This window comes from Clostridium sp. UBA3061 (assembly GCF_002367465.1).
GTDB classification, from domain to species: domain Bacteria; phylum Bacillota; class Clostridia; order Clostridiales; family Clostridiaceae; genus Clostridium_J; species Clostridium_J sulfidigenes.
The window spans coordinates 201,308-228,177 of record NZ_DFCF01000012.1 but is presented as its reverse complement, the minus strand read 5'-3'; the positions used below and the strand labels follow the sequence as shown (position 1 = coordinate 228,177).

Here is a 26,870-nt window from a genome sequence, read left to right as displayed (position 1 = left end):
ACTTCCAACTCTAATACTCCTATTTTTTTCAACGTGGGAGTAAAGAGCTGCTAGGTCTCCGGCTATGAATTTTCTATTTGAATTGAAGGTTATGTATAAGCTTTGTCATATCCTCTGGCAGAGTACTTTCAAAGTTTAAAATCTTACCACTTCGAGGATGTGGCAATGTTAGAGCATAAGCATGTAGAGCTTGACGACTTATTAATTCTTCATCATTAAAATCACTATAGAGTTGTTCTCCATATATAGGACATCCTACATAGCTTAAGTGTACCCTTATTTGATGGGTTCTTCCAGTCTCCAAGACCAATTCTACTAAAGTTCCCTCTTTATAGCTTTCTTTTATCTTGTAATGAGTAATACTTCTTTGACCATCTTCCAAAACTGCTCTTTTTATTGTTTCATCTGTATGTCTTCCTATAGGTAAGTCTATAGTCCCTTCTTGATTTTCAAGGTTTCCATGAATTATAGCTAAATAAGACTTTTTAATTAAATTCTTCTCCATGGATTTTGCTAAATTCATGTGAGAAAATTGATTTTTAGCTATCATAATAAGTCCAGAAGTATCTCTATCTAATCTACTAACTAATCTTACTATTGAATTATCATTATTACTTCTAAAATGATGAATAACTCCATTGGCTAAGGTTCCCATAGGATGACTTTTAGTTGGGTGAACTACCATAAAAGGAGGCTTATCAACTATTAATAGATCATCATCTTCATAAATAACCTTTATGTTTAAATCTTCACCTTCTATATTTTGGCTTTCCTCTGCATTAACAGTAACTTCAATAACATCATCTTCTTGAAGTTTATAGTTGAGCTTTACTTCCTTACCATTTACTCTTAATCTTCTATCCATAGCGGAACCACGAATGAATCTACCGGAAAGATTTAAATTCTCCTTCATGTAGTCTCTTATCTTCACATCCTGGCCTTCTTTTCCTACCTTATATGTAATAACACTCATCTTCTAGTCACCTCTATTTATAAATATTTAAGCCTCCTTGTGTAGGAGGCTTAATCATATACTTAATTATTCTACTATTGCTATTACTTCTATTTCTATTAAAGCATCTTTTGGTAATTTACCTGGTTGAACACAAGATCTTGCAGGTGGATTTGCATTGAAATACTTTCCATATACTTCATTCATGGCTGCAAAGTCATTCATATCCTTTATAAATACCATAGTTTTTACAACTTTATCTAAGGATGTACCAGCCTCTTCAAGAATAGCTTTAACATTTTCTAAGCACACAGCTGTAGCCTTTTGTATATCATCATTTACTAATTCTCCAGCTTGATTTATTGGTAATTGACCTGAAGTGTATAGTAAATTTCCTACCTTTACTGCCTGTGAGTATGGTCCTAAAGCTGCAGGTGCTTTTTCAGTGTTGATTATGATTTTATCCATTTTTTTGCCTCCCCAAATTAAATTATTATATATTATTAGATAATTTTTACCTAGTAATATCAGTTTCTTTTAGTAACTAACAAATAATTTCTAGCTTTAATGGTATCTATATGCATTATTGAGTTTCTAGATAAAATATACATTATAGTATCGTCAAAGGATTTTAAAAGAGCTTTATCTAAATCCTCATAGGCTAAAGTTCTTAATTCTTCCACACCTTTAAAATTTCTTGAAGGCTCTATACAATCAGCAATATAAACTATTTTTTCTAATGTTGACATATTTTCTCGTCCTGTAGTATGATATTTTATTGCATTTAAAATATCTTCATCTTCCACATGGAACATTTCCTTTGATATGTATGCTCCAATTAAACCATGTAAAAGCTGAGGAGATTTGTAATATATATCTGAAATAATTATTCCATTACTCCTTGCTTTATTAATTAAATCATTGGCAGAAAAATTTTTAGCACAATCATGACAAAGCCCAGCTATTCTACCTTTATTAGGATTTATACCATAATGTTTTGCAAGGTCTTCACTAGTTTTCATTACACCTAAACTATGGTTATATCTCTCCTTGGTAAGATGAATTTTTATATAATCTTTTATTCTATTTTCCTGCCACATACCTTACACCTTATTTCTATATAAATTATATTGATTAATTACCTCCTCTACCCCTTGGGGAAGAAGGTAATTAACCATTTTATCTTCTGAAATTTTCTTTTTAATTTCTGTAGATGATATATCTAAAAGAGACATTTCTAACAAGATTATCTCTTTGCCATACTCTTTCTCTAAATCCTTTTTCATTTTTAATACATCATCCATAGCATATCCAGTTCTAGAAAACACAACTAAAGTGCAGTTATCTAATATTATGTGAATATTTTTCCACTGCCTTAAAGTCATTAAACTATCTACTCCAACTAAGAAATACCATTGAGTATAAGGTTCTCTATGGTTAAACTGCATTAGAGTATTATAAGTATAACTTAAACTGTCACTTTTTATCTCAAAATCACTTATGGAGAACTTTTTCTCACCTTTTATGGCCTGATAAACCATTTTATACCTAATTTTCTCTTCTGTCACAGCCCTAGCCCTTTTATGTGGCGGTCGACCATTTGGCATAAATATGACTTCATCTAGGCTTAAATTATATAGTGCTTCATAAGCTATATGAATATGTCCTATATGTATAGGATCAAAAGTTCCTCCAAAAATCGCCTTTTTCATGCTATTACCTCTTTAAATTATAATACCATATATGAAGTATTTTACCAACTGCAATTGGAATACTTGTTTAAAAGTTACATATATTTAAAGGTTTCTAAAACTCTATTAAATGTATATTATTTAGGAAGTTCTATTTTAGGATTTTTCTTAGATTTGCGATAGATAACTAATTTACTTCCTATAGCTTGAATTCCTTCACAACCTAATTCTTCACATAAAATTTCTGAAGCTTCTCTTGCTGTAATCCCACTATTATTTAAAGTTTTTATCTTGATTAGCTCTCTTGATTCTAGAGCCCCATCTATCTGCTTAAGAAAGTTTTCTTCTATGCCACCTTTTCCTACTTGGAATATAGGTGCTAATTGACTTCCAAGAGATCTAAGATAGCTTCTTTGTTTTGTTGTTATCATGTTATTTATTTCCCCCTAATTTTATAATAAGAACTCAAATTCAAAATCATTTAATCTTACTAGGTCACCATCTTGTATTCCCATATCCTTTAACTCATCGATAATTCCTTTGTTTCTTAAAACTTTATGGAAGTATCTTAATGAATCTGGCTCATTTACATTTACACTAGTTAATAATCTATCTACAAAGGATCCTGTAATCTCAAATATACCTTCTTCGACTTCATTTATTTCATATGTAAATCTCTTTTCTTCAGGAATAAATTTATCCTCTTCTGAAATCTCTAATTCCTTAACAGGAATTGTGCTAAGCATTTCAGCTGCAGCCTTCATAAGATCATCTACACCTTCATTGGTAGCTGCAGATATCTTATATATCTTATCATAGCCCATAGCTTGTAATTCTTTTTTAAAGTTTTCATAAACTTCTTCATCATAGAGCATATCAGATTTATTTGCTGCAATTATCTGTGGTCTATCCCATAGCTTTATGCTATATTTTTTAAGTTCTTCATTAATTCTTTTAAAGTCTTCTATAGGATTTCTTCCTTCAACTCCAGAAATATCAACTACATGAATAAGCATTCTAGTTCTCTCTATATGTCTTAAGAACTCTAATCCTAATCCTACTCCCTCTGCTGCTCCTTCTATGATACCTGGTATATCAGCAATAACAAAAGGTTCTATACCCTTCACAGCTACTACTCCAAGGTTTGGTTTTATAGTAGTAAAGTGGTAGTTAGCTATCTTTGGTCTAGCCTTAGATACCATGGATAAAAGTGTTGATTTTCCTACATTAGGGAATCCTAGAAGTCCTACATCTGCTAAAAGTTTAAGTTCTAACTTAATCCATCTTTCTTCTCCTGGCATACCTGGCTCTGCAAAGTTTGGCGCCTGTCTTGTAGGAGTACAAAATTTTGCATTTCCTTTTCCGCCTTTTCCACCTTTACATACTACAAATTTATCGCCATCATGAGCTAAGTCACACATAACTTTATCTGTTTCAAAGTCTTTAACTATAGTTCCCATTGGAACTCTGATAATAATATCTTCTCCACCCCTTCCGTAGCATTTAGAGCCTTCACCCTTTCCTCCATTCGGAGCTACGAATTTACGGTGATAAGAAAAATCTAATAGGGTAGTCATATTACTATCTACTACTAATATGACACTTCCACCATCTCCACCATCTCCACCATCTGGTCCACCTAGTGGAGCAAATTTTTCTCTTCTAAAATGAATGGAACCATTACCACCATCTCCGGACTGTACAAAAATCTTGGCTGTATCTATAAACATTATTATTTCACCTTCCTAACAAAATATCCTTTGATATTTTTACGAATTAAGTATGAGTATATTATTATTATTTACAAAAATAATAATTTTACCTATGTTTTATTTTAAAACTAATTAACACCTAGGGATGTTTTTTTATAACATAGAATAAATAATTGCCCTATGAGTAAATAATTGTCCTATGTCATAAAAAAGCACCCTTACGGGTGCTTAATTAACTATTCAGCTATTGCAATTTCTACATCGATTGGATAAACACTAGCTTTTTTCTTGCTTTTACCCATTCTTTCAAATCTTACAACTCCATCAACCTTAGCGAAAAGAGTGTCATCTCCACCGATACCAACGTTTGTACCTGGGTGAATTTTTGTTCCTCTTTGTCTTACAAGGATGTTTCCTGCAAGTACAAATTGTCCGTCTGCACGTTTAACCCCTAATCTCTTAGATTCACTATCTCTACCGTTCTTAGAGCTACCTACTCCTTTTTTATGAGCACATAACTGAAGGTTTATTAGTAACATATCACTGCACCTCCTCTACTACAACTTTGATATATTTTCCATAACTAATTTCTAAATTTTTCAATCCCAATAACATCGTTTCTAGTAGGACTTGTGTACTTTCTATTTCCACATGAGATAACTTAGATACATCTAAAGCTATGTTTCCCTCTTCCGCGATATATGTAGGTTTTAACTTTAGCACCTCTAACACTCCTAAGATTGTTACCTGGGCTAAATTACTTACAGAACCACAAACAACATCATCATAAACAGTTGTATTTTGCTTAACATCAAAATACTCAGCATGCCCATATACATGAAATGATACTAACATGCTTTTTGTTCTTTTGAAAGTTACCTTAATCATAATTAAGCTTCAATCTTCTCAATTACAACTTTAGTAAATGGTTGTCTATGACCTTGTTTCTTTCTGTAGTCTTTCTTTGGCTTATATTTGAAAACTATAACTTTCTTAGCTTTTCCTTGTGCTACTACTTTAGCAACAACTTTAGCTCCTTCAACTACAGGCTTTCCAACTACTAAACCGTCTTCTTTTCCAACTGCTAAAACTTTATCGAATTCTACAGTTGAATCAACTTCAGCTTCAAGTTTTTCAACGAATAAAACGTCTCCCTCTTGAACTCTGTATTGCTTTCCTCCAGTAAGTAAAACTGCGTACATTAAATACACCTCCTCAATCCAGTCTCGCCATCTCAGGTATAACTTACAAATTCTTTACAAAATTTTATAAGTTAGTTTAAAAACCTTATGTGTGCGGTCTACAAATGACATTTTAACACATACGCTGATGATTGTAAAGCAACTTATGGTATTTTTTTATTGATGACTATCATCTCTAATACTACCATGTTTTTCAAAATTATTACTTACATCTAGTTTTTGCAAAAAATACTTTTAATTCTTGCATAGCTTCAATTTGGCTATGAAAAATTAAAGATTCAACTTTAAAATTATCTAGATTTTCCTGAAATCTAATAAAAATATCACAGTCTAGCCCATCTAATTTCTCCACAAAAGTTACAATATCATTGTTTATTTCATTCTCATAGTTTCTATCTAGTTCTATATAGATATTTTTAATTCCCTGCTCTGATTTTATTTTTTTCACTTTACCTTTTAAAATGCTTAATATATATTCTAAAGATACTTTTTCTCCTGTACCTTTACAATAAACACAGGAATTAAAAACATAATCACATATGGATTTGCCATATTTTTTTCTAGTTATCTGAACTAAATTTAATTCTGTGAAAGGATATATTTTAGTATTATGCTTATCATCCTTAAACTCTTCTTGTAAAACTTTTAAAACTTCAGCTTTATCTTCATGAGATTTCATATCTACAAAATCTACTACTATTATCCCACCTAGATTTCTCAGTCTTATCTGTTTTACTACTTCCTTAGCAGCCTCCATATTAGTTACTAAAATATTTTTTTCCTTTAAGGATGGCTTTATGTTTTTAGCCGTATTTACATCCACCACATTCATGGCTTCAGTACGTTCTAACACAATGTTACCACCACTGTATAAGTTAATTTTATTATGTCTTAACGCTAAAATTTCTTTTTCTATGCCATAATTATCAAATATGGATAAAGCTCCTTCATAAAAACTTAGATGAAGATTTTCTAAGCGCTTTTCTTTAATTAACTTTTCATAGTAAAGGTAATCTTCATAATTATCAACTACTATCTCAGCTCCACCTTCAGTATAATTTCTTAAGACCCTACTTAGGATCCCATTATCTTTATAAAGAGGTCCTACTTTAGATGAGTATGTAAACTTATTACATATTTCTTCATATCTATGTATTAACTCACTTATTTCTTCCTTTAAAATGTTTATATCAATATTTTCTGCTTTTGTTCTAATTATTATTCCAACATCCTCAGGTTTTGATATATCTTCTTCTATTAATTCTTTAAAATTTGGTGTTTTAATCTTTTTTGAAATTTCTATATGGCTATGTTCTTTAGTAAGTACTGCATAGGCTCCCGGTAAGGAAAGGTTTCTAGTTACCTTTGGACCTTTTTTATCTATCTCTTCCTTTACTACCTCTACCATAACTTCATCACCTTTTTTTAAGGTGTTTATATGCTGATTTTTTTCTAGGGAAAGATATCCATTTTTTTCATAACCTATATCTATGAAAGCACCATGAATAGAAGGTACTATATTTTTAATTACACCTCTATATATGTCTCCTACCTTAGGTCCTTCTGTATCTTCTTCTATAAAACACTCTTTAAGAATATCACCATATTTCACTGCAATCTTTAATAATGTATTTTGTCTTTCAATGAATATTTTTTTCATTAAATCAACTCCTAGTACTGTGCAAAATACTCTTGAAGTGTAAGTAGTTCTTTTCCTTTAAAAGCATACATTTCTACTCTTTTTATATCAACAAAGGCATCTTCCTTAATTCCCTTTACATGAGTTTTTATAAATTCACTAAGTAAACTTGCTGATAGGTTTTCTCTGCTTCCACAACTAAGAAGTCCTTCTATGATTAATATTTCATTATCTATGGAGTACTTTATTTCTTTAACTAAAGGCTTAATATCTGTTTCCTTTTCTCCTGATTTAGATTTCTTTAAAATTGTCCATTGACTTAAATCCAATAAAGAATCTATATCTAGTGCAGACTCATCCTGAAGTTTAAACTTTATTATATATTTAGCTGCATCTATGGTAGCCATTGCTTGTTGATTTTTCTGTCCTTCTTTTCTGGCTACCTTGGTAACGGATAAAAATTTAACTCCACCTACTGTATTTTCATTTAAAGTCTTTAGAATTTCATTTTCATCAAATGCTTCAATAAACACTGCATCTAAGTATTCTCCTGTAGAATATACCCCTACTGATAGGGGTTGTGCTATAGATATGCTCATATGAGGATTAAACCCCTTAGAATACTCTATTGGTAGTTTTGCTCTTCTTATAACTCTTTGTATAGTTCTCATTAAATCTAAATGAGATAAAAACTTTATTTCACTTTCTTTAGTGTATTTTATTAAATAACGCACCATGAAAGCACTCCCTTTCCTTAAAGCTAGTATTAATTCCACATCCTGTACATCTCTCTCTACAGTCTGGTGTTAAAACCATTTCTTTAGCTTTTTCATTTTCACTTATTAGATAGCTTTTACTTACTCCTATATCAATGAAGTCCCATGGTAAGATTTCATCATAACTTCTTTCTCTATAAGCATAGAAATCTCCATCTACCCCACATTCTTCAAAAGCTTCTTGCCACAATTCAAAGTTGAAATACTCGTTCCAGCCATCAAACCTAGCGCCCTTTTCAAAGGCCTTCACTAGAACATCACAAAGTTTTCTATCCCCTCTTGCAAATACTGCTTCTAGGTAGCTAAGTGCCGATTCATGCCAATTGTAGTTAATAGCCTTACTTTTTATAGCATCTCTAAGACTTGAAATTTTTTCTCTCACTTCAGCCACTTGATTCATTGGAGCCCATTGGAAAGGTGTAAATGGCTTTGGTACTAATATAGAAGTACTTACTGTAACTCTTAAGCCCCTCTTTCTTACATCCCTAGGTACATGGAAGTATTCCTCTACTACCTTTTCTGCTAAATGTGCAATTCCTTCTACGTCTTCTACGGTTTCGTAAGGAAGTCCTATAACAAAGTATAGCTTTATAGTTGACCAACCTGATTCAAAGGCATTTCTAGCAGATCTTAATAAGTCTTCTTCTGTTACCCCTTTGTTTATTACATCTCTCATCCTTTGAGTTCCAGCTTCTGGAGCAAAGGTTAATCCTGTCTTTCTTACCTTTTGTATCTCCTTTATTAAATCTACAGAGAAGGCATCTATTCTAATTGATGGTATAGATACTCCTATTTTTTCTTCTCCATACTTTTCAATTAAAGAAAATATTAAGTTTTGGATATTAGAGTAATCACAAATACTTAAGGAACTTAGAGAAATCTCCTGATAACCTGTGTTTTTTACTAGAACATCAATTTCTTCCATAAGCTTTTCTGTGGTTTTTTCTCTAACTGGTCTGTATATCATTCCTGCTTGGCAGAATCTACATCCCCTTGTACAGCCTCTAAAGGTCTCTATAACTATTCTATCATGGATAATTTCTGTATAAGGAACTATGAATTTTTCTGGAGAATTGTTAGCATTAAAATCTGAAACTATTCTCTTTTTAACAGTTTTAGGTACATCCTCATACTTTGGAGTCATGTCCTTAATAGTGCCATCTTCATTGTAATTTACGTCATAAATGGATGGTACATAAACTCCTTGAATCTTTGAAATAGCTCTTAGGTATTCGGCCTTTGATTTACCCTTCATTTCCTTATAAACATCTAAAACATCATTGGTAACTTCTTCTCCTTCACCTAATATGAAGACATCAGCTATATCATATAAAGGCTCAGGGTTATAAGCACAAGGACCTCCCATCATGATGATAGGATATTCTTCTCCCCTTTTTGAAGCTCTAACTGGTATATTACACATATCTAACATATTTAAAATATTAGTATAGCTCATTTCATATTGAAGAGTGAATCCTAAAATATCAAATTCACTAAGGGAATCCTTAGTTTCAAGAGTTCCTAGTGGAATGTTATTTTCTCTTAGTAGTTTTTCCATATCTGGCCAAGGTGCAAAGCATCTTTCACAGAAGGTATCCTCTCTCTCATTCATAAGATGATATAGAATTTTTGTTCCCAAGTGGGACATTGCCACTTCATAAACATCTGGGAAACAAAAAGCATATCTAATATCTACACTGTTTTTATCTTTATTATATGAGTTTAATTCTCCACCTATATATCTAGCTGGTTTCTCAACTCTGTACAAAATATCGTCGGAAATTTTATTCATTGAGTATCCTCCTTAAGTTAATTCAACTTAGCTTAAGAGGATTTTACATCCGCTAAAGCTAAGTTTCATTTTAGCACAACTATATAATATTTCAAGTAACTATACTATTTTTCATAGCTTTCTAGAAGTTCTTCAAGAGTTATATTTCCCAATTCCTTAATTCCATTTAATATGTCCTCTTCATATAAAACTCCTATCATGTTCATTTCATCATCAAGTACAGTAAATACATTATACTTGTTTTTATCTATTAATTCTATTAATTGTAATATATTTATTTTGTAATAAACAGAAATACTTTTATTTTCTAGGTATCCTCTACCTATTAGCTTTTCCTTTTTTTTGATGATATATCCCATTATTATATAAGCTATCCTCCCTTTTTCCTTATAGGAAATCATTAATATAAATATAGAAAAAAAGGCAAAATCTAAAACCAGTCGCTCCATGCATAATCCCATTAAAAAGATTGCTCCAAATATATATCCTATTACTATACTTATATTTAGCGCAATCTTATTAGCTTTTTTATATATGAGCTTAATATTAAGAATATCTCTTAATATACGACCTCCATCTAAAGGAAATGCTGGTATAAGATTAAATATGCCTATAACTAAATTATAATTGCAAAATTCAATAAAATTAGAATTAGAAAAATATCTGCCTAAAAAATAACTAGTTAAAGCAATTAAAAAATTCCCTATTGGACCACTTAAGGATATAATAATATCTTCCTTAGGAGTTGCCTCTTCTAGCTCCTTTAATTTTAGTGTAGTACCTATTGGTAATATATCTATAGAAAATCCTGAATAACCTAATATTCTTGCTGTTATTAAATGAATAATTTCATGGATGATTATGATTATAAAACCTATAATTAACTCACTTTTAAATCCTATAATCAATATTAAAATTATATAGGGTATTAAGTATTTGCTTATTCGTATCAATGATTTCCCCCTAATAATCTTGCTATATCATAGTTTCAAAATTAAAGCATTTCTCTGGGTTTAAAATATTTCCCATATAAAATACTTCTATACTTAATATATTGCCTTCATCTCCCTTAACTGTACCGATAACTTCTCCTGTATCAACAGCATCTCCAATTTTAACTTTGCTACCGCTTAGACCATAATATTTCATCTCAATACCATCACCATAGTCTAGGATTAAAGTAATTTCTTTTCCTTCAGTGACACTCTTTACCTTTCCTGGAAAGGATGCCTTTATATCACTTTCATTAGTTAGGCTTAAAGAAAGTCTATTATCTTTTATAGTGATTTGATTTTTATCCTTTATGGTTATGGGGTTTACATAGTTTTCTTTTATATAATTTTCTTTCTTTTCTTCAAAACTAACCATAGACTTTACTTCATTAAAAACTTCAGTTATTTTTTCTTCCTTAAATACATCCAATATATTTTTCTCTTTAAATGCTTGGACTATATTTTCCACAGTAATATTTTTTTCCTTCAATAAACCATTATTTATAATTGCTATACTCTTATCATATACCTTATTAACGTAACTGTTAGGATATGTTCTAGCGAGAAATAGTCCAGCTAGAAGAACTAGAACTATTACGCATTGAATAATCAATATATTAGCAAAGCCTTTCCCAAAAATGTTTAAATAAATGGGGAAGGTATTTCTTCTACTATTTAATTTATTGTTACTACCTTTAGTACTATTTCCACTATATTTTGTAGGTTTATACTCACTGGTTCCTGTTTGTTTTTTCATATTAGAATAATATTTTTGATAATATTCATTATAAATTCCCATAAAATATCCCCCCATAATTTATTATTACTAATTTATATATATTAAAAAAAAACTAACTTTATGATGGGTATGAAAATTTATTTTCATAAGAGCATAATAAAAAAAGGCTGTCTCAGTATATGCCAATCCTAAAATAATGTTAATCATGGACTTATATTAAAGTACAAATTCAACATTTTAAAAAGATTGACAAATTGTCTTGAGACAGCTTATTTTATTAATATTATTATTAATTTTATTATCTGTTTTTTAAAGCCTTCATGAATACTTCTGCTGTACCTATATTAGTTGCAAGAGGTATACAGTGAACATCTGAGAGTCTTATAAGGGCTGTTACATCAGGTTCATGGGGTTGAGCTGTAAGAGGATCTCTTAAAAAAATTATCATATCCATATTTCCTTCTGCAAGTCTTGCTCCTATTTGTTGGTCGCCGCCTAAGGGGCCTGATAAAAATCTATATATAGGAAGACCAACTATTTCATTTATAAGTTTCCCTGTAGTGCCTGTAGCATAAAGTTCATGATCCTTTAGCACATCCTTATATCTTTTAGCAAAATCAATGATGTCATCCTTCTTTTTATCGTGTGCAACCAATGCAACTCTCATTTAAATCACTCCTAAAAATTAATTTTATTCTTTCTCATACCTATATTTAAAGCTAATCCTAAAGATATAAAATAAGTTAACATAGAACTTCCACCATAACTAACAAAAGGTAATGTTATACCTGATATAGGAAGTAATCCAATGGTCATCCCGATATTTTGAATTATTGAAAATAGTATAGATGCTATTACACCTACCACTATAATACCTCCAGCTATATCTTTTGAGTTCTTTGCTATATTTATAAGTTTGCATAAAAGTATTCCATATAACATCATAAGTACTAGAGCGCCAACTAATCCCCATTCTTCACCTAATACAGCAAAGATAAAGTCTGTATGGTTTTCTGGTACAAACTTATATTGTTTTCCATTCATAAATCCCATACCAAATATTCCACCAGAACCTATGGCTATTTTAGATTGAATTAACTGCATCCCTTCTGTTTGTGCATAGTCTTCCGGGTTAATAACTGCTAAAAACCTTAATTTCCAATATGGTTTCATAAAAGGTGAATAAAAGAATCCTACAACAGCAGCTGTTAATGCAGTAAGTCCTCCAACTATGACCTTCCAATTTAAGTTTGCTACAATCACTATACCTAACATTATAAAAAATGAAACCATGGTAAGTCCCATATCTGGTTGTATTACAATTAGTATCACTGGAATTGCTGCATAAAATAAAACCTTAAAAAATGTTTTTAAATTATTTATATCCCCTTCAGCATCTTCTATAACCTTTGCAACCATAAGAATCATACCTATTTTGGCAAACTCTCCAGGTTGAATGGCTCTATTTCCTATTTGAATCCATGCATTAGCTCCATTTACCGCTTTACCGGTTATATCATTGAAAAGCAAAAGTATAACCGCTGCCCAATATATAACAGGGGCATAATTTAAAAGTTGAACATAGTCTAAAGTTAATATGAAGTATATAGTTATCATACCTACAATCATCCAAGCAAATTGAAGCATGGCATACTTAGCTCCAATGGCAGAGTAAATATTAACTATACCAAAGGCTACAATTAAAAATACTACAATTAAAATACTAAAATCTATATTTTTAATTAACTTATCATTAATTTTAAATTTTTCTAATAATTTATTCATTTGCATCTCCCTCCATACCTGTTCCTATTATATCATAACAAGGAAAAAAAGCTATGAAAACATAGCTTTTTTGATTACCTTCTCTTAACTTTTTTAATAGGTATACTAGCCACTAAAGCTGGGGAATTCCCATCATATTCATCACTAGTAGTTATTCTTATTTCAATTTCTTCTCCACTTTCAATTTCTGCATAATTAGATATAGTCTTAAGCAACTCCATTTTAATATTCTCTAAAAAATCTGGCGAAACGGTAGCTCTATCATGGACTAGAATAAGTTTTAATCTATCTGCAGCAATATCCTTTGAAGATACTTTGCTTGAAAAAATTTTAAACAAGTCCATATCTAATTTCTACCTCCTCCAAATAATTTTTTTATTGCACCCATAAATCCTTTTTGACCGTATAATTCATTAAAATCTAGGAATGGTACTTCTTCTCCTAAAATTCTACTTCCTATATTCTTAAAGGCTTGACCAGCATAAGCAGAACTGTCTAACACTATAGGCTCACCTTTATTAGTAGATATGGTTACTTTTCTATCATCTGGAACTACCCCTATAACTTTAATAGCTAAACACTCCTTTATATCTTCTATAGTCAACATTTCCCCATTCTTAGCCATATCAAAGTTCATTCTGTTAACTATAAGTTCCTGTCTTTCTATCCCTTTCGCATCTAATTTTCCAATAACCCTATCTGCATCTCTGACAGATGTGATTTCTGGATTTACAACAACAATAGCCCAGTCTGCCCCTACAATGGCATTCTCAAAACCTTGTTCAATACCCGCAGGACAGTCTAAAATTACATAATCAAACTCTTGTTTTAACTGGGTTACTACTCTTAACATTTCATTTATATCTACATCATTTTTATCTCTTGTTTGTGCTGTTGGAAGAAGAAATAAATTGTTAAACCTCTTATCTTTTATAAGTGCTTGTTTCAATCTACACTTTTCTTCAATAACATCAACTAATGTAAATACCACTCTATTTTCAAGTCCCATGAGAACATCTAAGTTTCTTAATCCTGTATCTCCATCGATAACAACTACTTTTTTATCCATTGATGCTAAAGCTGTACCTATGTTTGCTGTAGTAGTAGTTTTTCCTACTCCACCTTTCCCAGATGTTATAACTATAGCCTCTCCCATTTACTAATACCTCCGATTAAATATATTTATTTATTGAATATGGTTCTAAAACAATATTTCCATTTTTAATTCTTGCCAATTCTGGATACCTAGGTTTGTCCATATCTTCTGGAGATCTAGTGATAAGATCAGCAATTTGCATTATTTGTGGTGTTAATGCAAAGGCTGCTATTATAGCACCATTATTACCATTAATCCCAGCATACACACTACCTTTAACAGAGCCTAATACCACTATATTTCCTGCGGCATATACCTCTGCTCCAGAATTAACATCTCCTACAATAACTATGTTTCCTGAATATTCAAATCTTTGACCACTTCTTATAGTTTTTCTGACAAATTTAGTTTTTCCTTCATGTATACCATTAAAAACCTTTTTATTACTATCTTCTAAATTTATAAAGGAGCAATCCTTTATCATAAATTCCGTTGATAAAAAGTCTCTTATTGCTCTTAAATCTCTAGATTCCAACTGCCTCATATCTACAGTTATTTTAATGGAGGCACCCTTATAGAACCTTCTACCCTTTCGAAGCTTTACTCTCAATGCTTCAATTAAGCTTTCTATAGAGCTAAAGAGTTTAATATTTACAACTAAATTAAGTCCATCTTTTTCGCCTTTAAATTTTATACCATCATCTTGCATATGCAACCTCCACATATCGAGATATTCTTACTATTTCAACGTATAGAGCCTAAATTCCTTCTTTATATTGAGAAAAAATAATTTTTTTGTTGAAATACTTATTATATAACAATATTCCTTTAAAAAAATAACAAATGGATTACCATTTGTTATTTTTTTATTTATATTTAAATTCATAATTAGGATTAGTTTTTAATATCTGTTCCTTAAAATAAGCTTCAAACATTGCCTTGGCAATAGTTCCATCACCATGAGCAGCATCGAATACTATAGAACATACTACAATCTCTGGATTATCATAGGGTGCAAACCCTACATATACAGAGGCTGCATCCCTTCCAAGGGGCTTTTGCAGATCATAAGTTACAACGTTAGACGTACCGGTTTTACCTCCAGTAGGTATAGGAAACCCTTGGAATACAGCTGAAGTTGTACCATTTTCTCCTCGAGTAACCTTTCCCATTCCCTCTTTAATAATTTCAATATTTGCCTTATTGAAACTAGCTTTACTTATAACCTTTGGTTCTATATCTTCTATAACTTCTTTAGTCTTACTATCAATAATTTTATCAACTAGCTTTACTTCATATCTTTCTCCCCCATTTAAAAGGGTAGCAAGATAACTAGCTAATTGTAATGGCGTAAATTGATTCATACCTTGACCTATGGATGCATCATAGGCATTACCTGGCGACTTTATATATGAATGCGCATCATTTACACAATAGAACATTGCTAGAGCAATATTTTCTATATCTGCTTCAGAATATCCTAAGGCTTTTATAGTCTCATTAGTATTAATTATATCTTGAATTAAAGGTTTAAATCTTTCTAGGATATCATCAGAGGTAGACATCTCTTCTTTTTTTATTTCTTCTCTAATTGCATCCACTAAAACCTTTTTCTTAGAATTTGTAAGTTTTATTTGCTCTAATTCTTTACCTGTTCCAATCTCCTCTTTCTGTACAATGTCAAAAGGCTTATAATGAGATGCTGCATTCATAGAACTAATCCCTTTTTGTAAGTCTTCAGCCATTCGATTTATAAATGTATTGGCTTGAACATTTTTATTTGATTCATAATTGTATATTTGACCAAAATTTTCTTCAATTTCTATACCAGTAGAAGCTTTTAAATCGCTACCTTGTGGTAATCCTAGTCCTAGTTGCCAACCATATTTTGCTATTAAATCTAAAGCATTTTTAGGATTTTTCATTCCACCACCCTTTGTAAAAAGGCGATCTGCCACATCAAAGAAAAAATAGTTACAAGAAACTTCCAATGCTTCTTTAACATTAATTCGACCATGGGAACCATGTCGTTCATTCATATTCCATATCCAACAAGATCCTCCATATCCGTATTTCCCATATACACCATCATCTAAAATCTCAGTATCCCCAGTAATAATACCTTCCTCTAGCCCTGCAAGAGCGGTAACTGGCTTGAAGGTAGATCCTGGTGGAACTAATGATAAGGTTCCGTAATTATAAAAAGGTTTAGGGAAAATATCATATCTATCTTCTCTTCTTGTAGTATTTCCTGGTATACTTTTATCTATTGGGAACATTTTTTCTAGCAATAATTGTTCTCTTTCTGCTAAACTTAAAGTTAATTCTTTATCTGTTAAAATACCACCTTTACTTGCAAGCCCTCTTTTTTTAATATACTCTTTTCCCATAGCTTCTAAATCTGGGTTAAAGTATTGTTGTGACAATTCAGTAGTTAATTTCCCAGGGTCAGTAAATATATTAGGATCAAAACCAGGTCTACTAACAAGTGCTAAAACTTCCCCCTTAGTACTTATGGCTACTGCTGCTCCTCTAGTGGCATTAGTACTATCTCCATAATAATTTTTTCCACTCTTTTGAAGATTAGTCATCACTTCATCTAGTGCCTTTTCTGCAGCTCTTTGTACATCCATATCAATATTTAATTGCACAGTTTTTCCTTGATAAGCTTCTACCTGTCCCAGAGTTCTAACTCTACGCCCCTGCTTATTAATTTCTATACTCTCTTGTCCCTTAGTTCCCTTTAAATAGGATTCATAGGCTGATTCAATACCTGCTTTTCCTATGTCATCAGTACTTACATCATAACCCTTTTCTTCATATTTTTCTTGTTCCCAAGGGTTAATTTGAGACATATACCCTAGAAATGCGGAACCTAACTCTCCATTAGGATAAGCTCTCATAGGCTGAGTATCAACTATTATACCTGGCATATCTGGTTGTAGTTGCTCAAATACAAAGGCAGTTTCTTGATCTAATGTATTTGCAATTACTACTGGGCTATACCCTGAAAAACTTTGCATCTTCATAGCATCTTTTAATAGTAAAAATCTTCTTCTTTCATGAAGAGTTAACTCATAGTACCTATCTACACCATAATCTTTCTCTAAAGTCTTATAGGCTTCTTCTGCAGTTATCTGTAATAACAAAACATCCATATAATTTTTTTGTTCATCTGTAAGCTCTGAAACCTTCTTACCCTCACCATATTCTTTCTTTACTACCTTCTCTAAAAAACCTCTATCCTTTTTAAATCTAAGCTCTAGCCATTTCCTACTTGATTCATCGGTAGCTTTGAAGTTATATTCTAGTTTTCCTTCATTATTTATAATTATAGGAAATTCATCTACGACTGGTATTTGCTTTTTATCTAATATTTCAAAAACTCTAGACATAGTTTTAAAGAAATACTTTTTACTTTCTTCTGTCTCACTAAATTGTAATACATAATTTTGTATACTTTCGGCAAAAACTTTACCATTTCTATCTACTATATCTCCTCTAGCTGCTGCAACGGATACTGTTTTATATTTATTGCTATTTGCTCTTTCTCTATAATCCTCTACCATTACTATTTGTAAAAAAAGTAATCTTGAAGTAATTCCAATGAAGATAACTGCCATAGCTATATAAAATAAATTATATCTTGAAAAACTTTTTTTATTCTTTTTATTTCTAATTATTCTTTTATTTTTTTTCATACTTTTTTTAGAATCTCCATTCCTTTTTTATAGTTTTGGTTTCACTAAACTTAAGTATAATCCTATATATCAGTAAAGCTATTATCATCTCATAAATAGCTTTATATATGATTAAGTGTAAAAAATTATTACTAGCTCCTATTAATATAAATATAGCAAAAATAGCAATACTCTTTAGTAAACTTAGTAGAAATGTTGAAAAAATAGGTATTATAACCTTATCCTTGAAAATTCCTTTTCCAATTTTAGCTGCCATTAAACAAATTAACATGTTTATTAACATGTTAATTCCCATGACTCCCGGAAAATAAATATCTTGAAGAATCCCTGTTATAACACCAATAATTGTTGCTTCATCATATCCATTTATTATGGAATAACAAACTATAAATACAAAAAGAACGCTTGGATATATATTTTTAATAGCAAAAAAAGTTATAATGGTATTATCAAAAATAAAAAGAATGGTGATTATTAAAAATAAATATAATATTTTTTTAAATTTATTATTAGTTTTTAACATCTCTTTTTTCCTTTGGCACTATAATTACAAGTTGCTCTACCTTATTAAAATCTACTGCAGGCTTCACAATTGCACTCTTTACAACCTTTGCTCTATCCTCATAAATTTCTAGAACTTCTCCTATTTTAATTCCTTTTGGATATATGCCACCTAGTCCAGAGGTTAGTATAGTGTCCCCTTCTTTAATTTTTGAATCTAAGGAAAGTCCTGTAATTTCCGTAAGAAATTTATCTTCATTTCCCTTATAACCCTTTACAATACCATTACTTTCTTCAGTGCTCAATACATATCCTGCTACAGCCATATTCTCATTACAAATAGATTGAACTATACTCCAATTACTACCAACGCTAGTAACTTGACCAACTAGTCCTTCTCCTTCCAATGCAATCATACCTTTTTCTATTCCATCTTTTTCGCCTTTATTGATTACATATCCATCCAAAAAATTATTTCCAACTAAACCCAAAATATCTACACCTATATAATTATACTGACCATTTGCATCAGCAAAGTTTAACATGCCTCTAAGTCTGTCATTTTCTTTTCTTAAAATATCATTTTGAATAGCATTAAATTTCAACTTCTCATTTTGTTTTTTTAACTCATCATTTTCACTTTTTATATTTCCTATATTAAGTACTAAACTAAAAGAACTTTTTATTTTACTACCTATTTTATAAACAACACCTTGAACAGAGTTTATAGCACTTCCTACACCATTTTCCACCATGGACATCTTGTCTTTTTGAACTGAATAACCAATTAACCCCAAAAAGGACACTGACAGTAGTATAACTATTACTGCCAGCTTATTCTTGAATATCTTCATTTTTTATCTTCTACTCATAATATCTACATTATCTAATGCTTTTCCAGTTCCTACAGCTACACAATCTAATGGTATTTCTGCTATATTTACTGGCATATGGGTTTCATGGGCTATTAGTGCATCTAATCCTTTTAATAAGGCTCCTCCACCTGTAAGCATTATACCTTTATCCATAATATCTGCTGCAAGTTCTGGTGGTGTTTTTTCTAGTGTTGTTTTTATAGCCTCTATAATAGAGTATACAGGTTCTCTTAAAGCTTCTCTTACTTCATCTTCACCTATTTCTACTACTTTAGGAAGACCACTTATTAAATCTCTTCCTCTAATTTGCATATTCTCTGCCTTTTCTTCTACCTCATAAGCTGAACCTAATTGTATTTTTATATTTTCTGAAGTTCTCTCACCAATCATTAAGTTATATTGTTTTTTTATGTATGCTATAATCGCTTGATCTAATTCATCACCTGCAACTCTTAATGACATACTTGTAACAACTCCACCTAAAGATATTATTGCTACTTCTGTAGTACCTCCACCGATATCTACAACCATGCTTCCTGTAGGTTCTCCAACTGGAAGTCCAGCACCTATAGCTGCTGCCATTGGTTCTTCTAATAATCCAACTTCTCTAGCTCCAGCACTCTTAGTTGCTTCTTCAATCGCTCTCTTCTCTACTTCAGTTACCCCAGATGGGAAACAAACTACGATTCTTGGACTTTTAAAGGAATTTTTACCTCCAACTTTTTCAATAAAATGTCTAAGCATTTTTTCAGTTACATCAAAATCTGCTATAACTCCATCTTTCATTGGTCTTATAGCTACAATATTTCCTGGTGTTCTACCTATCATATTTTTAGCTTCATTACCTACAGCTAAAACTTTTCCTGTATTTTTATTTATTGCTACAACGGAAGGTTCTCTAAGTACGATACCTTTTCCTTTAATATATACTAATGTGTTTGCAGTTCCTAAATCTATTCCAATGTCTCTAGTACTTCCAAAAAAAACCATAAAAACTCTCCTCTCAATCTATATAATACCTTTTTCTTTTAAGCTTATATAAGCTTCGTTACCAATAATAATATGATCTAAAACTTCAATTCCTAGTAATGTTCCACACTCCTTTAGTCTTTTAGTTATTAGTATATCCTCTTTGCTAGGTGTTGGATCACCTGATGGATGATTGTGACACAATATCACTGATGCACTACTAAGCTTTATAGCTTCTATAAAGACTTCTCTCGGATGAACAATGGAACTATTTAAATTTCCTATAGAAATATCTTTAACTGATATAATTATGTTTTTAGTATTTAACATAATTAGCTTAAAATATTCTTTTTTTAAACCTTTCATTTGTCTCATCATATAATTAGACACATCTTTAGGACTACTTACAATATGCTCTTCACCGGATTTAAAAGAATTAAATCTGGTAGCTAGCTCTGCAAGGGCTAAAACTTGAGTAGCTTTAACCTCCCCTATTCCTTTTACCTGCTTTAAATCATTAATACTGGGGCTGAAAATTCCATTTATGCCTCCACAATGAGATAATAACCTATCACATAGATTTAAAACACTATCTTCCTTTGTTCCAGTCCTCAATATAAGGGCTAAAAGTTCAGAATTAGACAGGTATTCTGCCCCATACCTTAACATTTTTTCTCTAGGTCTTTCATTTTTAGGTAAATCTTTAATCTTTAATTTATAGTTCATAAACTAACTCCTTTATTGATTTACCCCCATCTCCCTTAGTGATAAATATAAAGTATTTAAAGGCAATCCTACTACATTGTAATAACAGCCATTAATATTCTCCACAAAAATAGCAGCATTATCTTGTATCCCATAGGCACCAGCTTTACCATTACATTGACCTGATTCAATATACCTAAGTATCATATCCTCAGATAGGTTCATAAATTTAACTTCAGTACAAACGCTTTTTCTTATTAATTCCTTGGTTTTACTGTTTATTAAAACTAGCCCGGAATAAACTTTATGTACATTTCCACTGAGTGACCTTAGCATTTCAAATGCATCTTTATCATTTATTGGTTTCCCAAGAATTTTCCCATTTAAATATACTACAGTATCACAGCCTATGACAATACTATCTTTCTGCACTTTATTCAAAATATTTCTAGCTTTTCCTTCAGCTAAATCACACACATGTTTATCTATATCACCTTGAAATTCAACAGAATACTCATCAAAGTTACTAATCTCTATTTTAAAATTATCTACTAACCTTTTTAATAATTCCTGTCTTCTTGGTGATGCAGAAGCTAATACTATATCCATAACTTCCTCCTAGAATCTCTTAAATAATACTATTGCTAAAACCATACCTACTATAGCCATTAAATTCAAACCAAATCCTAGTCCAAAAGTTAATTCTAAGACCTTTAAATCAATGACTAAAGGATTTTTTAATCCTATAAAGTAGTTTTTTCCTAAAAAATCTAAGGCTTTAAAAGTATTTCCTAAAAATTCTCCAATAAAGCTTCCAGAAATAGCCCCCAGAAGAGTTATAAATACATACTCTTTAGCGGTTTTATATGATTTTCCCATAAAAAACATCCCCCAGTATATTTAAAATGTGCAATATACTATTTGTATTAACCAATATAACATTTTATATCTAATATAGTGTAACATTTAATATTTTTTTACACAAGACTATAACAAATTTTTTAAACTTTTTTTATAAATTAAGGCTATCTGTGAACTTTTGTTCACAGATAGCCTTATATCAACTTATTAAAAATAATATATACCTTATTTTTTAAACTTTATTAGCTGGTCATAAACATATTTTAATACTTCTCCATCCTTATTTTTATCTACTTCATCTGGAAGAGCCTTTATATATTCCTTCAAAGAATTAACTTCATTGTATTGTTTCATGTTCTCATCTATTTTCTCCAATCCATCTATCCACTTTTTAAGTTCACTGGTATTAATAGATTTTACACCACTTTCTGAAGTCTTATTTACAACTTGCAACAAACTATCTACAATTTCACAAAATTGTTTTGTAGAATTATCTTCCATAGGTATATTTATAGTTACTTTAGTATTATCTATTCCCTTTTCTTTTAATATTGAAGCTCCATTTTCTATGTTTTTATCAGAATACATTCCAAAATACACCTTAGATAGCTCTCCCTCTTGCCCTATAAAAGGATTACCAAAGGCTGATAATTTATTTAATGTTTCATTAGCGTTACTTTTAACTTTAAATACACCACACTGTAGTATATAAAAATTATATTCTGACACAGCTTTTTCTTCCTTTATTCCAGTTGAATTTCCTTCTTCCTTTACTTCACTTTTACCAGGTACTTTACCACTATTTTGTTGTTGTTCAGAATTATTTATATCTATACCCTTAATAAAGCCTATTTTACCTGAGTCTTTAAGTACAAATTTAAATATAAAAGTTCCTAATAGTAATGCCAAAAGTAAGGTTATAGCTAAATAAAATAAAAAACTGTTACTACTCTTTGGTTTAGATTTAATATTGTATCTTGTGTACTTCATTTTATACCCCCATTTCTAATTAATAAACATTAATTTATAATTTAAAATTTAAACCTTAAAATAATGTGTCCTATTAATTTATATATATAATTAAAGGTAAATATTACTATATAATTTATTATAAAAATTAAAAAAATCGACATAGTCGATTTTTTTATTCATGTTATTCATTATAACGAATTGATAGCCTTACTACTCTTCTAATAAATTTTTTTGCCTTGTCATAAGGCATTCCATTAACTTCTAAAAATTTGAATACTCCTAGATTATTTCTTTCTATGGATTTAATAACTTTTTCTATCCTCATAAGTTCATCATTATTATCTTCTTTTGATGAAACCGGTGTAGAATTAAAGTCTTTTTCATCATCAAAGTCTTTCAATAATCTATTTCCATTCTCCTCTACATATCTCTCTACATCATCTTCAAAGTCTTCATCTAAATAAGTCTCCGCAGGAATATCTATGTCCTCATTAGTTTCTTTTAAATCTATAACTTGAGCCAGCTCTTTTTGCATTGGATGTATAAAATTATTTCTTGGCATTATTCCCATCATACCACATACAGATATGAAATCTTTCATTTCATCGGGCAAAGAATTATGTGTCATAGGCGCCAAGGGTACAAATTCATATTCATTATCAAAAGCCATGAACATACCTCCATTTTTTATATTACATTAAAAATGTATGCCTTTAGCCTCTAATAAATTCCTATAACTTTATATTATATCCATATTATCTCCTGGATTATCTTTAAGCTTGTCTATAGAGTGAACATATCTATTGGTAGTAGCAATACTACTATGAGCTGCAAATTCTCTAACTTTTTCTATGGTAGCTCCTTGAGTAATGGCCATAGTTATAGCTGTATGTCTAGTGGAGTGAACTTTTAATTTTTTATTTATATTGCACTTACTACATATATTTTTAAGCATATAGTTTAAAGTACTAGGATTTAACTTCTCTCCATTTCTATTATTAGAGGAGTGTCCTATAAATAAATAACTATTGTTATACTCTTCTTTATCTCTTCCTGTAACTAAAATGTATTTTTCAATTAAACTTTTCACCTTAGGTTGAAGCTTTACTAAATCTTTTTTATTTCCTTTTCTAGTGACTTCTATAACATCATACTCTCCATACTTTTTTATATGACATATTTTTATATTTATCATTTCTGATTTTCTTAGTGCAGTGGTGAGTGCTAATGCTAATATAGCTTTATTCCTAAGTCCTAGTACAGTTGTAGTATCAATACTTCCCAGTAAAATCTTACTTTCTTCCTCAGTCAAAAATTCTGTAACTTTATTAGTTACAATAGGTTTTTCTTCCTTCACATTAGCAAAAGGATTATACTTAATAATTCTTATATCACTGTAATTATCTTCATACTTCATAAGCCACTTATAAAGAGCAGAAAGCGATGATATCTTTCTATTAATAGTTGCAGAAGATAATCCTTGATTTTGCAAATCAAGGATAAATTTTTGAACATGAAATATATTTATTTCTCTTATATTTTCTATGGTTATTTCAGTTACATCAGACTTATTATAAAAATCCTTTATGTCTTTCTCATAGCTAATAGCTGTATATTTACTTCTTCCACCCTTAATATCTAGGAAGCATTGAATAAAATGTTTATTTTTTTCTAAATAAAGTTCCTTTTTACTATGTAATATTATTTCATTCATAAAATCCTCCTCCTTTACAAAGGCTACTATAGAACAAAAGAACTGCCTAAGCAGTTCTTTTATTTGAATTATAATCCTTCTACAGTAGAAATGATTTCTGTAAGTGCAAGTTCCTCATCAGTTCCGTTAGTTATAATTTTTACTGTATATCCCTTATTAACTCCTAAGGATAATACTCCAATGAGACTTTTTGCATTAGCTCCTTTACCATTACATTCTATAGTAACTTCACACTTAAAAGTAGTAGCCTTTTGAACTAATAAAGTTGCTGGTCTTGCATGCAATCCCTGTGGATTATTAATGATTATTTCCTTTGTTAGCATATTATCACCTCATTTACGAGAAATTATTTTATGCCATTAACAAAGTCTTCTATTCTATTCAATCCTTTTTCTATGTTTTCCATAGATGTAGCATAAGATAATCTTATAAAATCATCTACTCCAAAAGCAATACCAGGTATTACTGCAACCTTCTCCTTCTCAAGAAGTAAGTCACTGAATGTAAGAGAGTCTTTTATAATCTTTCCGTCCACTTCCTTATTTAACACCTTTGATATGTTTACCATAACGTAGAATGCACCTTCTGGTTTAACACAGGATAAGTTATTTATAGAATTAATTTTATCTACCATAAAATCTCTTCTCTTTTTAAATTCCTGTTTCATTTTTTCAACTTCGCTTTGATCTCCATTTAAAGCTTCTACAGATGCATATTGAGATATTGAACATGGATTTGAAGTAGTGTGACTTTGTATGTTTGACATTAATGAAGTTATCTTTTCACTAGCTGCTGCATAACCAATTCTCCATCCAGTCATAGCATAAGCTTTTGAAACCCCATTTATTACTATTGTTCTATTATAAGCATCTTCAGATAAACTTGCTATAGAAATATGACCACTTTCTCCATATAAAAGTTTTTCATATATTTCATCTGATATAATTATTATATCATGTTTTTGTGCAAAAGTTGCAATTTTCTCTAACTCTTCTTTCGTATAAGCTGTTCCTGTTGGATTATTAGGGCTATTTAGTATCATAGCTTTAGTCTTTTTAGTTACTGCTTTTTCTAAAGATTCAATTGTTAGTTTAAAAGAATTACTTTCTTCTGTGTCAACAAAAGTTGGAACTCCATCAGCCAATTGTACAAGTTCTGGATAACTAACCCAATATGGAGCACCTATTAAAACTTCATCTCCCGGATTTAATATAGCTTGAAAAATATTTGCTAAACATTGTTTAGCTCCTGTTGAAATAATAATTTGAGAAGTTTTATAAGTTAAGTTATTATCTTTTTTAAACTTATTTACAACTGCTTCCTTTAATTCAATTATACCTGAAGCCGCTGTATATCTTGTTTGACCTGCTTCAATTGCCTTTATAGCAGCTTGCTGTATATTTTTTGGAGTATTAAAATCTGGCTCTCCTGCACCGAAGCCTATAACGTCAATCCCCTCTGCTTTCATCTTTTTAGCCTTTGCTGTAATTGCTAATGTAAGTGATGGTGAAATTTCCATTGCTTTTTTTGATAGCATCATTATAACTACCCCCATTAATATTTATTCTTTACAATATAAAATAATTAAAACTATCCAAATAAAAGAAATATTATTTAAACCTTTTCATTCAATTATATTCTCAAAAATATAATAAACGAGTTGGATATTCTACATCTAATGAATTTTAAAATGCATTAGAACTTCATATGAAAGATATACTTCATATCTGTATAATAACACTTATTCTATATAGTGTAAAGATTATATGGTAATTTTAACTTACTATTATTATTCTCATTTTTTATATTTACATACTAATTTTTTATAACATTTATCCAAAGTTCTGAAGCTTATTTACCTACATATAAAGACTAAAGACATGAAATTAAATTTTTAATTTCATGTCTTTATAACCTAAAAATTATTTTTAGATTGTACTATCAATTTAATTGCAGTTCTTTCTTCACCATCAATTTCTACATCTGTAAATGCTGGTACACACACCAGGTCCATTCCACTGGGCGCTACAAATCCTCTAGCTATAGCTACAGCCTTTACTGCTTGATTGATTGCGCCTGCTCCTATAGCTTGAATTTCTGCCCCACTACTTTGTCTTAGTACTCCTGCCAGAGCTCCTGCTACTGAATTAGGATTAGATCTTGCTGAAACTTTTAATACTTCCATATTAAACCTCC

The 26,870-nt window shown here is 30.5% G+C and carries 32 protein-coding genes; all 32 read right to left on the bottom strand.

Annotated features, from left to right (window positions below; translation table 11 throughout):
- Positions 1–73: 73 nt before the first annotated feature.
- Entirely contained in the window at positions 74–973 is a 900-nt protein-coding gene (locus B2P65_RS11590) for an RluA family pseudouridine synthase (protein WP_346848399.1), read from the bottom strand.
- 66 nt (positions 974–1,039) lie between these two features.
- Positions 1,040–1,420 (bottom strand): RidA family protein, encoded by a 381-nt coding sequence (locus B2P65_RS11585; RefSeq protein ID WP_035128819.1) that lies wholly within the window; start codon positions 1,418–1,420, stop codon positions 1,040–1,042.
- A gap of 59 nt (positions 1,421–1,479) precedes the next feature.
- Positions 1,480–2,052: a bis(5'-nucleosyl)-tetraphosphatase (symmetrical) YqeK gene (yqeK, locus tag B2P65_RS11580; protein WP_346876486.1), complete on the bottom strand. Its 573-nt coding sequence runs from the start codon at positions 2,050–2,052 to the stop codon at positions 1,480–1,482.
- 3 nt (positions 2,053–2,055) lie between these two features.
- Positions 2,056–2,664, bottom strand: a complete 609-nt coding sequence (gene nadD, locus B2P65_RS11575; RefSeq protein ID WP_346848397.1) for a nicotinate-nucleotide adenylyltransferase — start codon at positions 2,662–2,664, stop codon at positions 2,056–2,058.
- A 116-nt stretch (positions 2,665–2,780) separates the two neighbouring features.
- A complete protein-coding gene (gene yhbY / locus B2P65_RS11570; RefSeq protein ID WP_035128811.1) occupies positions 2,781–3,074 on the bottom strand; it encodes a ribosome assembly RNA-binding protein YhbY in 294 nt (97 codons plus the stop codon).
- Between the two features lie 21 nt (positions 3,075–3,095).
- On the bottom strand, positions 3,096–4,373 hold the full coding sequence (gene obgE / locus B2P65_RS11565) for a GTPase ObgE (RefSeq protein ID WP_346848396.1): 1,278 nt from the start codon (positions 4,371–4,373) through the stop codon (positions 3,096–3,098).
- Between the two features lie 218 nt (positions 4,374–4,591).
- Positions 4,592–4,894, bottom strand: a complete 303-nt coding sequence (gene rpmA / locus B2P65_RS11560) for a 50S ribosomal protein L27 (protein ID WP_346848395.1) — start codon at positions 4,892–4,894, stop codon at positions 4,592–4,594.
- Between the two features lies 1 nt (position 4,895).
- Positions 4,896–5,243: a ribosomal-processing cysteine protease Prp gene (locus B2P65_RS11555; protein ID WP_150843809.1), complete on the bottom strand. Its 348-nt coding sequence runs from the start codon at positions 5,241–5,243 to the stop codon at positions 4,896–4,898.
- 2 nt (positions 5,244–5,245) lie between these two features.
- Positions 5,246–5,557 (bottom strand): 50S ribosomal protein L21, encoded by a 312-nt coding sequence (gene rplU, locus B2P65_RS11550; protein ID WP_035128800.1) that lies wholly within the window; start codon positions 5,555–5,557, stop codon positions 5,246–5,248.
- 202 nt (positions 5,558–5,759) lie between these two features.
- Positions 5,760–7,217 carry an Rne/Rng family ribonuclease gene (locus B2P65_RS11545; protein ID WP_346880173.1) on the bottom strand — a complete coding sequence of 486 codons (1,458 nt, stop codon included), beginning with the start codon at positions 7,215–7,217 and terminating at the stop codon, positions 5,760–5,762.
- 11 nt (positions 7,218–7,228) lie between these two features.
- A complete protein-coding gene (locus B2P65_RS11540) occupies positions 7,229–7,930 on the bottom strand; it encodes a TIGR03936 family radical SAM-associated protein (protein ID WP_346880224.1) in 702 nt (233 codons plus the stop codon).
- Positions 7,905–9,764, bottom strand: coding sequence for a TIGR03960 family B12-binding radical SAM protein (locus tag B2P65_RS11535; RefSeq protein WP_346880172.1), 1,860 nt, complete (start codon positions 9,762–9,764; stop codon positions 7,905–7,907). Before B2P65_RS11535 ends, B2P65_RS11540 begins: the two co-directional genes overlap by 26 nt.
- A 104-nt stretch (positions 9,765–9,868) precedes the next feature.
- The gene (locus tag B2P65_RS11530; protein ID WP_346848391.1) at positions 9,869–10,717 is read right to left on the bottom strand and encodes a site-2 protease family protein; all 849 of its coding nucleotides are present in this window, start codon (positions 10,715–10,717) and stop codon (positions 9,869–9,871) included.
- A gap of 22 nt (positions 10,718–10,739) precedes the next feature.
- Complete coding sequence (locus B2P65_RS11525; protein WP_346848390.1) at positions 10,740–11,555, bottom strand: M23 family metallopeptidase; 816 nt, start codon at positions 11,553–11,555, stop codon at positions 10,740–10,742.
- A 238-nt stretch (positions 11,556–11,793) separates the two neighbouring features.
- The gene (gene mgsA / locus B2P65_RS11520; protein ID WP_035128787.1) at positions 11,794–12,162 is read right to left on the bottom strand and encodes a methylglyoxal synthase; all 369 of its coding nucleotides are present in this window, start codon (positions 12,160–12,162) and stop codon (positions 11,794–11,796) included.
- Between the two features lie 11 nt (positions 12,163–12,173).
- Positions 12,174–13,280, bottom strand: coding sequence for a rod shape-determining protein RodA (gene rodA, locus B2P65_RS11515; RefSeq protein WP_346848389.1), 1,107 nt, complete (start codon positions 13,278–13,280; stop codon positions 12,174–12,176).
- A gap of 74 nt (positions 13,281–13,354) precedes the next feature.
- On the bottom strand, positions 13,355–13,624 hold the full coding sequence (gene minE, locus B2P65_RS11510; protein ID WP_150843815.1) for a cell division topological specificity factor MinE: 270 nt from the start codon (positions 13,622–13,624) through the stop codon (positions 13,355–13,357).
- Positions 13,625–13,626: 2 nt separating this feature from the next.
- Positions 13,627–14,436, bottom strand: coding sequence for a septum site-determining protein MinD (minD, locus tag B2P65_RS11505; protein WP_346848388.1), 810 nt, complete (start codon positions 14,434–14,436; stop codon positions 13,627–13,629).
- A gap of 16 nt (positions 14,437–14,452) precedes the next feature.
- Positions 14,453–15,085 carry a septum site-determining protein MinC gene (gene minC / locus B2P65_RS11500; RefSeq protein WP_346848387.1) on the bottom strand — a complete coding sequence of 211 codons (633 nt, stop codon included), beginning with the start codon at positions 15,083–15,085 and terminating at the stop codon, positions 14,453–14,455.
- 157 nt (positions 15,086–15,242) lie between these two features.
- Positions 15,243–18,077, bottom strand: a complete 2,835-nt coding sequence (locus tag B2P65_RS11495; RefSeq protein ID WP_346880171.1) for a penicillin-binding transpeptidase domain-containing protein — start codon at positions 18,075–18,077, stop codon at positions 15,243–15,245.
- 7 nt (positions 18,078–18,084) lie between these two features.
- The gene (gene mreD, locus B2P65_RS11490; RefSeq protein ID WP_346848385.1) at positions 18,085–18,600 is read right to left on the bottom strand and encodes a rod shape-determining protein MreD; all 516 of its coding nucleotides are present in this window, start codon (positions 18,598–18,600) and stop codon (positions 18,085–18,087) included.
- Positions 18,587–19,432 carry a rod shape-determining protein MreC gene (gene mreC / locus B2P65_RS11485; protein ID WP_346848384.1) on the bottom strand — a complete coding sequence of 282 codons (846 nt, stop codon included), beginning with the start codon at positions 19,430–19,432 and terminating at the stop codon, positions 18,587–18,589. Before mreC ends, mreD begins: the two co-directional genes overlap by 14 nt.
- Positions 19,433–19,435: 3 nt before the next feature.
- On the bottom strand, positions 19,436–20,443 hold the full coding sequence (locus tag B2P65_RS11480) for a rod shape-determining protein (RefSeq protein WP_346880170.1): 1,008 nt from the start codon (positions 20,441–20,443) through the stop codon (positions 19,436–19,438).
- Between the two features lie 18 nt (positions 20,444–20,461).
- A complete protein-coding gene (gene radC, locus B2P65_RS11475; RefSeq protein ID WP_346880169.1) occupies positions 20,462–21,148 on the bottom strand; it encodes a RadC family protein in 687 nt (228 codons plus the stop codon).
- Positions 21,149–21,160: 12 nt separating this feature from the next.
- The gene (locus tag B2P65_RS11470; RefSeq protein ID WP_346878631.1) at positions 21,161–21,736 is read right to left on the bottom strand and encodes a Maf-like protein; all 576 of its coding nucleotides are present in this window, start codon (positions 21,734–21,736) and stop codon (positions 21,161–21,163) included.
- 9 nt (positions 21,737–21,745) lie between these two features.
- A complete protein-coding gene (locus B2P65_RS11465) occupies positions 21,746–22,006 on the bottom strand; it encodes a DUF4321 domain-containing protein (protein ID WP_035128757.1) in 261 nt (86 codons plus the stop codon).
- Positions 22,007–22,213: 207 nt separating this feature from the next.
- Positions 22,214–22,978, bottom strand: coding sequence for an SPOR domain-containing protein (locus B2P65_RS11460; protein WP_346848381.1), 765 nt, complete (start codon positions 22,976–22,978; stop codon positions 22,214–22,216).
- Between the two features lie 163 nt (positions 22,979–23,141).
- The gene (locus tag B2P65_RS11455) at positions 23,142–23,630 is read right to left on the bottom strand and encodes a hypothetical protein (RefSeq protein WP_346848380.1); all 489 of its coding nucleotides are present in this window, start codon (positions 23,628–23,630) and stop codon (positions 23,142–23,144) included.
- 69 nt (positions 23,631–23,699) lie between these two features.
- Positions 23,700–24,674, bottom strand: coding sequence for a tyrosine-type recombinase/integrase (locus B2P65_RS11450; protein WP_346848379.1), 975 nt, complete (start codon positions 24,672–24,674; stop codon positions 23,700–23,702).
- 68 nt (positions 24,675–24,742) lie between these two features.
- On the bottom strand, positions 24,743–24,997 hold the full coding sequence (locus B2P65_RS11445) for an HPr family phosphocarrier protein (protein WP_035128745.1): 255 nt from the start codon (positions 24,995–24,997) through the stop codon (positions 24,743–24,745).
- Between the two features lie 23 nt (positions 24,998–25,020).
- A complete protein-coding gene (locus tag B2P65_RS11440; protein WP_346848378.1) occupies positions 25,021–26,214 on the bottom strand; it encodes a pyridoxal phosphate-dependent aminotransferase in 1,194 nt (397 codons plus the stop codon).
- Positions 26,215–26,589: 375 nt separating this feature from the next.
- Positions 26,590–26,859 (bottom strand): stage V sporulation protein S, encoded by a 270-nt coding sequence (locus B2P65_RS11435; protein WP_035128739.1) that lies wholly within the window; start codon positions 26,857–26,859, stop codon positions 26,590–26,592.
- Positions 26,860–26,870 lie beyond the last annotated feature (11 nt).